At 67.8% G+C, this 10,340-nt stretch carries 8 protein-coding genes; 4 read left to right on the forward strand and 4 right to left on the reverse strand.

Annotation, left to right across the window (positions count from 1 at the left end; all coding sequences use genetic code 11):
• A partial coding sequence (locus tag FJ386_14025) for a hypothetical protein (GenBank protein ID MBM3877810.1) occupies positions 1-204 on the reverse strand: 204 nt, incomplete at its 3' end.
• A gap of 256 nt (positions 205-460) precedes the next feature.
• Here FJ386_14025 and FJ386_14030 point away from each other — a divergent pair.
• From FJ386_14030 to FJ386_14045, 4 genes are read left to right on the forward strand one after another with little or no spacing between them, the layout of a single operon-like run.
• Positions 461-2,938: a hypothetical protein gene (locus tag FJ386_14030; GenBank protein MBM3877811.1), complete on the forward strand. Its 2,478-nt coding sequence runs from the start codon at positions 461-463 to the stop codon at positions 2,936-2,938.
• Positions 2,935-3,897: an ABC transporter ATP-binding protein gene (locus FJ386_14035; protein MBM3877812.1), complete on the forward strand. Its 963-nt coding sequence runs from the start codon at positions 2,935-2,937 to the stop codon at positions 3,895-3,897. The genes FJ386_14030 and FJ386_14035 overlap by 4 nt, the downstream gene beginning before the upstream one ends.
• A complete protein-coding gene (locus FJ386_14040) occupies positions 3,887-5,527 on the forward strand; it encodes a hypothetical protein (protein ID MBM3877813.1) in 1,641 nt (546 codons plus the stop codon). The genes FJ386_14035 and FJ386_14040 overlap by 11 nt, the downstream gene beginning before the upstream one ends.
• Positions 5,524-7,068, forward strand: a complete 1,545-nt coding sequence (locus FJ386_14045) for a HEAT repeat domain-containing protein (protein MBM3877814.1) — start codon at positions 5,524-5,526, stop codon at positions 7,066-7,068. Before FJ386_14040 ends, FJ386_14045 begins: the two co-directional genes overlap by 4 nt.
• Positions 7,069-7,111: 43 nt before the next feature.
• On the opposite strand, the gene FJ386_14050 is transcribed toward FJ386_14045, so the two are convergent.
• From FJ386_14050 to FJ386_14060, 3 genes are all read right to left on the reverse strand, one after another.
• Positions 7,112-7,354, reverse strand: coding sequence for an SEL1-like repeat protein (locus FJ386_14050; GenBank protein ID MBM3877815.1), 243 nt, complete (start codon positions 7,352-7,354; stop codon positions 7,112-7,114).
• Between the two features lie 102 nt (positions 7,355-7,456).
• Complete coding sequence (locus FJ386_14055) at positions 7,457-8,722, reverse strand: DUF1552 domain-containing protein (protein ID MBM3877816.1); 1,266 nt, start codon at positions 8,720-8,722, stop codon at positions 7,457-7,459.
• 48 nt (positions 8,723-8,770) lie between these two features.
• Positions 8,771-10,300 carry an MBL fold metallo-hydrolase gene (locus tag FJ386_14060; protein MBM3877817.1) on the reverse strand — a complete coding sequence of 510 codons (1,530 nt, stop codon included), beginning with the start codon at positions 10,298-10,300 and terminating at the stop codon, positions 8,771-8,773.
• Positions 10,301-10,340: the final 40 nt, after the last annotated feature.

Raw genomic sequence — 10,340 nt, forward strand, 5'->3', positions numbered from 1 at the left:
CTCGTTGGGCACCTGTGGCTTGTCGATTTCGTCGGCTCCGGCGTTCTCCGAGGCCAACTGGATGGGCGCGAGCAGCAGCCAGTCGCGGATGAAGCCCTTGTCATCGGGCTTGAGCGGCGCGTCCGCCGACAACGCGACGAGAGCGGCGCAACACGCCGCGGGGAAGGTCAGCCGGAAAACGAATCGGTCGCACACAGTTTTCATGGCGCTACAGTGATGAGCCGGCGTACCGCGGTCAATTCCCAAGCGCGACCGCGTCAGACGCGCTCGCCGCGCCCGCCCCGCCGCTGCGGTGCCCACCCCTCGCACTGCTGAGTTGGAACGCCCGTGGGGGAAGAATCCGACTGACCCGCAGCCTCGGGTTGCCTACTTTACCTCCATGCCCAATTCACCGCAGCGGCGCCGGGTCCAGTTGAATTCCAAATCGCGCCCCCCGTGCGAATCACACGGCGCGAATTGAATGAACAGGCCGTCGCGCCTCGTCGTTAGCCCGGTCATTCTCCACCCCAATCGTCATCCCGTGCGCCGCATCGTCACGCTCACCGCATTGTTGATGGTGGCTTCCATCGCGGAAGCGCAGCCCGAGATGCCGCGCCTGCGCAGCGCGCTCGTCGGATTCAACGGACAGTTTCGCAACCGCCACTGGACGCCGCTCACCGTGGATGTCGAAAACCCCGGCCCGGCTTGCACGGCGCTCATCACGGTCGAAAGCCCCGGCGCGGGCGCGGGCCAGCGCGTGCAATTCACGCGGCCGGCTTTTCTCCCGGCGGAATCCAACCGCCGGTTCGAGTTCCCGATTCTTCCCGACATCCGCCCGTCGCCGACGGCGGGACGCGTCCAGCTCGGCCGCGTCGTTTCGGTGAAGCTCACGGACGGCGCGCTCCGCACGTGGGGCCAAAACGAGGCGCTCGGAAACCCGGTGCCGGAAGAAGCCTTTTTCCTCCTCGTCGTGGACTCCGACTTCGACGGCTACCGCGGCTTGCGCGACCTGTTCATCGGCACCGAGCGGCGCCCGTTCGCGCGCGCGCTGACACCGCCCCGCGCCATGCCTCGCCGGCCGCTCGAATTGCGAGGCTTCGACGCCATGGTGCTCGGCGGGCTGGCGGAGACAGAACTGACGCCGCTGCAATTGCGCGCAATTCGCGACTACGTCGAGAGTGGCGGCCACCTGCTGGTGTTGCCCTCCGCGATGCCGGGCATCAGTCCGGCGCTCGCCGAACTCTTGCCCGGCACGTTCGTCTCGACGCAGCGGGTGGAGACACTGCCGCCGGTCGCGGGCGGCTTCATCTTCACGAACGGCCTCACGATCGCGAGGCTCGCGCCCGGCGAGTGCGAGGTGCTTGTCGGCACGCGAGACCGTCCGTGGATCCTCTCGCGGCGCGAGGGCGTGGGCCGGGTGACGATGATCGGCTTCGAGGCGGGCCGCGAGGAGTTCAGCGTGTGGCCGGGTTCCGTGAGTTTCTGGCGCGACCTGCTCGGCGGCCCGCCGCAATTCCTTCATCACTCCGATCGGTTGCTCGCGCGGTCGCCGGATGTCGAGCGCGTGCTGGCGAGCCTCGCGGGATTCAAGGTGATGTCGCGACGCGGCGTGTTGTTGTATTTGTGCGCGGCCGCGGGCGGACTGTTGCTGGTGCTGGCGCTCTTCCGATTCACGTCGCGGCCGGAATGGGGCTGGCCGGTGGCGGTGATGCTCGCGATCGCGGCAGGCGTCGGCGCCATCTCCGCAACGGCCAGATGGAAGTCCGCGCCACAACCGTTGCTCAACGAAGTCTTCGTGACGACCTCCACAAGCGGCGGCGACTCGGGCCGCGTTCAAGCGATGCTCGGCTTGTTCTCGCCCGTGGAACGCCGCTATTCGATTCACACGGGCTCCGACGGCGCTTCATTGACACCGGGACGCAGCGCGACCACGCCGCCCGAATTGTTCGCGCTCGGTTACGAGGAGCGATTGTCCGTCAGCAATCTCGCCGTGCGCGCGGACGACTTGCGCGCCATCGCCGGCAGCGGGCCGGCGACGGGCACGCGCTCACCCAACGTGCGCGCCCGCGTGTCTGCCGACGGCCTCACGTTGTCGGTCTCGAACCGCGCCGGCGCGCCGCTCTCCGGCGCGTTTGTGAAATTCAACCGGTTTGTCGTGCCCCTCGGTGACGTGCAGCCACACGCGCAGGTCGACCGCGCCGGCTTGCGCGGGAACCCGCGCGCCACCACCACCGGCTTGCTGCGCTCGGCGCGTGACGCGCAGCGCGAGCGGTTGCGCGGCGTGCTTTTCCCCGCGCCCGAATACGCGGCGGAAGTGTTGATCAAGGCCGACGAGCGGCGGTTCCAACGGCTGCTGCGCGGACGCGAGCCGCTGCCGGTGCTGTTCAGTTGGAGCGACGAGCCTGCGTTCCCCATCGCGTCGATCGATCCGCCCATCCCGCGTCGGGCAGTGGGACTGCTCGCGGTGGATGGCACGGTGGACTACGATGGTCCGGTGCTGCATCTGCCGGCAGGGTTGATGCCGGTGCAACTGCGCAACACGCGGGCGCAGCCGTTCGAGCGCGGCGCGGGCTGCTTCGCCGGAGGTCGTGCCGCGCACCTCGCGGTCGAGTTCACCCTTCCGGCCGGATGTCCCGCGCTCCATGCGCAGGAGTTGACGGTTCACTTTGAGTTTCGCGGCGCGGCGTTCGAGCCGGATGTGTTCGTCGCGCCGGGCGATTTCAAGCTGCCCGAGGACGTCGAGCACGCCGTCTCGCGGATGGAGCGCGTCGGCACTTCGTCGCCGCTGCGTGTGCCAGACCCGGCGCGGTTTCTCCACGCGGGCGTGCGCAGCGTGTTCGTCGTCGTGCGAGTCGCATACTCCGCGGAAGGCCGGAAGCTCGACTTGCAGATCAACCCGAACATCCACACCTGGCAGTTGCGCGAACTGGACCTCGAAGTCAAAGGTCTTGTCCCATGATCGTCACGAAAGCACTCACGAAGAGATACGCGGACGTCCTCGCGCTGGATGCGCTGGACCTCGTCATCGAGGAGGGCGAGATCTTCGGCTACATCGGCCCGAACGGCGCGGGCAAGAGCACGACCATCCGCATCCTTTCCGGGCTGCTCCGCCCGACGAGCGGGAGCGCGTCCGTCGCAGACGTGGACGTGGTGCGCCACCCGCAGCAGGCCAAGCGCGTGGTCGGCTACATGCCGGACACCTTCGGCGTGTATCAGGGGATGCGCGTCTGGGAGTATCTCGATTTCTTCGGTGCGGCCTACCGGCTCCCGCGCGCCACACGGCGCGGCCGCATCGACGAGGTGCTCGGCGTCACCGGCACGGACGCGATGCGCGACTACTTCGTGGACTCGCTGTCGCGCGGGATGCAGCAGCGGGTCGGCATCGCGCGCGCGCTCATTCACGACCCCAAGGTGCTGTTCCTCGACGAGCCCACGTCCGGCCTCGACCCGCGCGCCCGCATCGAGATGCGGCAGTTGCTCAAGCGGCTCAAGGAACGCGGCAAGACCATCCTCGTCTCGTCGCACATCCTGCCGGAACTGGCTTCGGTCTGCGACCGCATCGGCATTCTCGAACAGGCGCGTCTGCTTCTGTGCGACCGCATGGAGGCCGTGATGCGGCAGGTCGAGCAACGCCGCGTGATCGAGGTGGAAGTGCTGGGCGACCCGGCGGCAGCGGCCGCTGTGCTGGTCGCGCAGTTCGCCGCGCCAAAGCTTGAAGTGACGGAAACCGTCGGCCGCCTGCTGCGACTGTCGTTCGAGGGTCAGGACGAGGAAATCTCCGGCCTGCTCGCCTGTCTGCTTCAGCAAGGCGTCGGCGTGCTGTGGTTCCGCGAGGTGCCGCTCGACCTCGAGCACATCTACATGAAAGTCACCGCCGAGGCGAAGGCCGGCAAACGGAGGACGAACGATGGTGGGTAACCCCGTCCTCGGCCGCGAACTGAAGAGCGCGCTGCGCTCGCCGCTCGCGCTGGCGTTGGCCGCGCTTTACCTGCTCGCGCTCGCCTCGCTCGTGTGGTGGATGTGGCCGCAGGAAGGCGTCTTTTCCGTCACCGCGCGCGCGTCCCGATCCATCCTGCTCGTTTGCGGTGTCGCGCAACTGCTGCTCGTCATCCTCTACGCGCCGGCCTTCGCCTCGACTGCGATCACGTCCGAGAAAGAACGCAACACCTACGACCTGCTCTTCGCCACGATGCTGCGGCCGTGGGACATCGTGCTGGGCAAGCTCGTGTCGTCCATCGGCGTGCTTCTGCTCTTCGTGGTGCTGTCGCTGCCGGTGTTCGCGGCGTGCTTCTTCCTCGGTGCGGTCTCGGTGCGCGAGGCGGCCGCGATCTACCTCGTCACGGCGGCGAGCAGCGTTCTGTTCGGCCTGCTCGGCCTCGCCGTGAGCGCCGTCGTGCGCAGCTCGCACCTCGCGCTGGTCCTGACCTACGTGCTGATCCTTGCCTGCACCGCCGGGCCGTGGGTTCCGTTTTTCGTCCTGGAGCAGAAAGCCTGGGCTTCGGAGTTCATCCACTACTCGCGGGCCTTTAGTCCGGTCGGGGCGATGGCGTCCGTGATCCTGCCGGCCTTCGAGCCCGCGGGCGCGTGGCGCCACTACCTCATCGGGAGCGGCGCGATCTCGGCGTTGCTCGCGCTGTTCATCCTCGGCCGCGTGCATTGGGCGGGGCAACGATCCACGCGCGCCCACGGCCGCACGGTCGAGGGAGGGCGCGAGCTGACGCGCCGCAAGCTGCGCTTCCCGTTCTACCTCATTGATCCGATGCGCCGGCGCGCGTGCATCCCGGACTGGCTGAACCCGATGTTCGCGAAGGAGCTGCGCAGCCAGGCGTTCGGCGGCGGGCTGTGGACGTTCCGCATCGCGGTCGCCTGCTTCGGCCTCTCGATGCTCATGATGATCGGCGTGGTCGGCAACCTCGTCGGCCCGACGCCCAACATGATTCGCGCCGTGTCACTCGTCTTTCAACTCGGCCTGGTTGTGCTGATCGTGCCCTCGCTCACGGCGGGCGCGATCACGCAGGAGCGCGAGCGCGGAAGCCTCGAGCTGCTGCGAATGTCCCGGCTCGGTCCGGTGTCGTTCCTGATCGGCAAGCTCGGCGTGGCGCTGCTCTTCGTCGCGTTCCTTGTGCTCGGCGCGCTTCCAGGCTGGTATGCGATCCACTATCTCGAAATCAATACGACCCGCGAAATCCTCGACGCGTGGACGGTGATCGGCACGACCATCCTGTTCGCGCTGGCGGCGGGGTTGTTCTCATCCGCCATCGCGCCGCGCACGGCGGTGGCGACGGCGCTGGCGTATGCGATCACGTTTCTCGCCGCCGTCGTCACACTGTTCCCGCTGCTGGCCGCGGACCAACTCTCGTTGAAGCTTCGCGAATCGATTCTTGTGTTGAACCCGTTTGCGTCGTCGCTGCAGGTGCTCACGCGCGGCGTGTTCGACGAACTCGGAGTCTTGTGGCGCCGTCACGCGGAGCTGTCGCTGTGCGTCTCGGGCGTGTTCCTCGTGCTGGCCTTCCTGCGATTGCGCTGGCTGCTGCTGCCTCAGAAATGAACCGCCTGATCCCATGGGTTCGCAGCCTGCTGCGCCACGCGCGCGCCGCGGGCGCCTGCGCGGCGTGGGTGCCGCTGGTGATGCATCCGCTCAAGGACGCGCCGACGCACGAGATGTTGCGCGCCGCGCTGAAGGAACCCGACCCCGTCGTGCGCGAGCGCGCGCTCGAAGCGCTGGCGTTCATCCGCGACCCCGCGGATGCCGGCGCCGTGCGCTCGATGTGGACCGCCGACCTCGAAGCCACGCGCCAGCAGGCAGCCAAGACGGCTGCGGTCCTCGGCCTTCCTGCATCACCCGCCCAACGGGCCGCGGAGTTGCGTGTGAAGCCGGTCGTGTCCGCACCGCCCGCGAGTGCGGTCGCCACGCTGCGGAGCACGAATCTGGTCACGTGGCTTCGAGGCCTGCGCGCGCTCGATGACGCCGCCGCGCGGCAGCACGCCGCCGCGGTGCTGGCGTCATTGGCCCGACCCGAGGTCGCAGTTCAGGAGGAAGCTGTCCGCGCTGTGCAGCGGGGGAAGATCGCCGCCGCGATTCCCGAGTTGTTGAAGCGACTGGATGATCCTGACGAAGGATTGCGCCTCGCGTCCGCCGACGCTCTCGCGGCGATGTTCGAGGATGCGCCGCGCGCGGACCTCACCGCCGCGATGGTCCGCCGGCTGGAGCTCGATCCAAGCGGGCAAGTCCGGCGGATGGCGGGGCTGACCCTCGTGGCCATTCACGATGCGCCGTCGCAGGGCGCGTTGATGCGGTTGCTGCGGCACGAACGCGGGATGACTCGCGCCTCAGCAGCGCTCGCCACCGGCGCGTGGGGAGATGCGAAGCTGGCTTCGGAATTGCATGCGTTGCTCGAGGACCGCGAGGACCTGGTGGCCCGCAGCGCGGCCTCGGCACTCGGACAGTTGCGAAACCCGGACTCGCGGGCGCCCGTGCTCGCGGCGTTCGAATCGCGTGGTCCCGTGGTGCAGGAACAGGCCGCGTGGGCGCTTGGCGAGTTGAAGCATACGAACGCCACCACGGTCATGACCGCGAAGCTGACGACACCCCACGAGACTCTGAAGACCGCGATCGTGCTCGCGCTCGGGAAAGCCGGCGACAAGCGCGCGCTGCCTTCGATCCGGCAGGTGCTGGTGCAGATTACGTTCGACATCAACCTGCCGCGCGCGCGGGAAGCCGCGTTCACGGTGCTGACCGACGCGGGCGACAAGCTGGCGATCCCGCGCGCGATTCAAATCGTGACGCTCCCCGTCATTCCGCCGCCGCCGGGAGGCGGGCCGAGTTTTGACGAGCCGTTCGTCCGCATCGCGGCGCTGCGGTATCTTGCCGCTGTCGGGGATCGCGCCACGGGGAACGCGCTGGTCGCGGCGGTGAAAGTGCCGCTCCCGTCGGAAATCCGTCCGGCGGTCGCCGAGACGCTGGGCAAGCTGCTCGGCGGGAGTTTTCAGCCGGTGCCGGACGAGACGTTCCGAAGTTACTTCGTGGAGAGCGTGGCGCCCCGCGAGCACAAGCCAGCGCCGCCCCTGGGCGTGGTGGCGGTGCCGTGAAGTTCGAGGGCGGGCCGCGCGGTTGAAGCCGGATTCGACAGCCCTACTTGGGCTCGGGAGGCATCGCGGGTTTGTCGGGCATCGCGGCGAGTTCGGCCTTCGCTTCGGGATCGCCCTGTTTGGCCGCCTCCTCGTGATCCTGTTTCGCGCCCTTGCCGTAGAGATACATCTGCGCGAGTTCGAGCTGCGCCTGCGCGTCCCCCTTGAGCGCCTTCTCTCTCGCGGCTGAAAGTTCGGACGAAGTGCACGCAGCGAACAGCGCCCACGTCGCGGCGAGCGACCCCAACAGCGCGAAGCGATCTTCCCGACGCTTGGCAACGTGAACATCTTTCGCTGTCCGCTCGTGCCGCGACGGCGCAACAAGCGGCGAGCAGCAGTAATGCGCGCCTCATGCGAGTTCGAGCCCTTTCATGCGGCCCCGGCCGCTGGCGAAGTTGTCCGTCTCGATGCCGAGGCGTTGGAGCATGGCGACGAAAATCTGGCCGGCGGGCGTGTTGTTCCTTTGATCGCCCGCGAGGTGCTGTCCGTGCTTGAACCCGCCGCCGGCGAGCAGCAAGGGCATGTTGCGCGTGTCGTGGCTCGACGCGTTGCCGAGGTTTGAGCCGTAGAGCACCATCGTGTTCGCCAGCAGGTCCGCGCCGGATTCCTTGGATGACTTGAGCTTCGCGAGGAACGCCGCCAGCAGCTTCATCTGCTCCAGTTCGATGACGCGGAGTTGCGCGAGCTTTTCCGGGTCCTTCCCGTGGTGCGACAGGTTGTGCCAGTCGATCGTGATGCCCTGAACGGGCGGCACGCTGTTGTGGCCCTGGATCATCAGCGTGATGACGCGAGTGGAGTCGGTCTGCAAGGCGAGGTGCGCGAGGTCGAACATCAGGCGCGTGCGGGCGACGAAGTCCGCGGCGTTCTGCACGTCCGTCGGCGGCGGCGTGCTCACCTGCGGTTTCGGCTTCTTCGCCCAGTCTTCGGCGAGCTTGAGCCGTTGCTCGACCTCGCGGACGGTCGTGAAATACTCGTCGAGCTTCTCGCGGTCGCGCGCGGTCACGCGGGATTGGAGCCGCTTCGCGTCGCCGGCCACGGTGTCCATGATGCTCCGGCCGTCGCGCAGCCGGTCGCCCTGCTGCGCGACCTCGCGGGGCGTGCCGTTGACGAAGAGCTTCTTGAAGACCTCGCTCGGCCGCCAGTCCGCCGGCACCTTCACGCCGCTGCGCGAGACGGAAAGGCCGGTGCCGCCGTTGCCGGTGTTGAGCACGAGGCTCCCGAAGCGCGTCGCGGGCGGAAGCTTCTCAAGCACGAACTGGTCGAGGGAAATGGTGTTGCGAAAGCTGCTCGCGCCCGGATGCGGCGCGGCCGTCAGGAAGCTCGCCTCGCTCGAATGCCCGCCGTCCACCTCCGGATGCGACACGCCGCTGAACAAGGTGAAGCCGCGGCGAAACTCCTTGAGCGGCTCCAGATAGGGCGTCAGCTCGAAGTCGCGCCCGGTTGTCGCGGGGAACAGGTTCTCCGCGTGAATGCCGAGCGTCGCGCAGCAGCAGACCATGCGGCGGATGGGTCCGGCGGCGGCGGCGCGGGCGAACGGCGCAGACGAGTCGAGCGCGGGCAGCGCGAGCGAGACACCCGCGGCGCGGAGAAACTGTCGGCGGCTGATGAAGCTCATGAGTGCTGAGTTTCGACTGCGGGACGTTGGACTGGCTTCAAGGTGGTGTCACGGCACGATTTCCACGATGCAATCGAACAACTCGCCGTGGCGCCTGCCGGCCCGGGTGATGTCGAAGGCCACGATGCGCACGCCGGGCGTGGCGTCCGCGTCGGCGGCGAGCTTCAGCATGAAGTGCGTGACGGTCTGCGCGGCGACGCCGTGACCCCAACCCTTCGGCTCAGCCACGAGGCCAGGCGGCGCGTGCGGAGTGATCTCGAACGCGACGGGCTTCGACTCGAAGTTGCGCACGTTCACCTTCACCTCGGCGGAGCCGCCGCGCTTGACCTGCACGCGGTGCGGTTCGGCGCGCACCCAGAACGGGTCGAACCACCAGCGATACTCCGGCTCGCTGCTCACGGTCTTGAACGCGTCGCGCATGTCGTAGGCCCATTTGCGGTAGCGCTCGATGAACTTCGCAGGCTGGTCCATCACGTAGCTGTGGCCGCCGAGCAGGATGTCGGGCCTGAGCTTCGACAGGTATTCCGCGCCGACGATGTAGCCTTCATCGAGGATGCCGCTGGTGCGCGCGCACATCGCCTCGTGGCCGTTCTGCTGCGGGTCCGCAGGGTTGCCGAAGATGTTGTCGCCGGTGAACGCGACCTTGCGCCCGTCAATCACGCCCGTCATGCACAACGCGAATTCGGTCTGGCCCGGCATCCAGTCGATCGTGAAACGAAAGCCCTCCCACGCGAACTGTTCGCCGGACTTGAAGAGCCGGTCGAACTTCAGCCGGTCCACGCCGATGCCATAGGCTTGGATCGGCGCGGCGTAGTCGAACGCCTCGGGCCGCGCGCACACGTCGGCCATTCGGTCGAGGCCCCAAAACTGCGCGCCCCACTTCTGCTTCAGATGCGGCGCCTGCAGGAAGTGGTCGCCGTGCATGTGCGTCACAACCATCGCATCAATCGCCTTGAGCCCGTAGTGCCGCTGCATCCCGGCGAGCGCGGTGTCGAGGAAGTTCGTCTGCAACAAGCCGCAGTCCACCACCAGCGCGCGCCCGCTGTCGGCGAGGATCATGTAGAAGTTCGGGAAGAAGCCCGGCCCGCGGAACTTGAACACGTGCGGCGACACCTGCCACACGTTCGGGACCTTCGACGGCTTCGACGTCTTGTCCTGCATCGCCCCCGCAAACGTGGTCACCGGGTAACCGCGCACGAGCAGCCGCTCGAGGTGGAAGAGCTTCTGCTGGAATTCCTCGAGCTGCTTCTTCGCGTTCGCGATGGGCGGCCCGTGTGACGGCAGCATCCACGCGGGATCGAAGGCGACGACCTGCCCGGCGGCGTTTGCGGCGGCCCACACGCCCGCGGCGAAGCCGTAGTCCCACTCGCTGTCGAACCACGTGTGCATCTTCGCGCCGTCGAGCATCACGTCCCCGGTGAACGCGAGCCAGCGGCCGCCGTCGTTCAGGAAGTAGCTCATGTGGCCGGGGCTGTTGCCGCGCGTGTCGATGCAGCGGAACTCGCGCCCACGCCACGTGAACGTGTCCATCTTCCCAAACGTCTGGTCGAGCTTGATGGCTTCGACCGGCGGGCGCACGAAGCTTGACCCATGCACGGTGAAGGCGTCCCCGAGGCGC

It is taken from the genome of Verrucomicrobiota bacterium, from assembly GCA_016871675.1.
GTDB lineage: Bacteria > Verrucomicrobiota > Verrucomicrobiia > Limisphaerales > VHCN01 > VHCN01.

What these genes read in the sequence shown, in the direction of transcription:
- FJ386_14030 (MBM3877811.1), top strand. Translation starts at nt 461, where the DNA reads ATGAACAGGCCGTCGCGCCTCGTCGTTAGCCCGGTCATTCTCCACCCC.
- FJ386_14035 (MBM3877812.1), top strand. Translation starts at nt 2,935, where the DNA reads ATGATCGTCACGAAAGCACTCACGAAGAGATACGCGGACGTCCTCGCG.
- FJ386_14040 (MBM3877813.1), top strand. Translation starts at nt 3,887, where the DNA reads ATGGTGGGTAACCCCGTCCTCGGCCGCGAACTGAAGAGCGCGCTGCGC.
- FJ386_14045 (MBM3877814.1), top strand. Translation starts at nt 5,524, where the DNA reads ATGAACCGCCTGATCCCATGGGTTCGCAGCCTGCTGCGCCACGCGCGC.
- FJ386_14055 (MBM3877816.1), bottom strand. Translation starts at nt 8,722, where the DNA reads ATGAGCTTCATCAGCCGCCGACAGTTTCTCCGCGCCGCGGGTGTCTCG.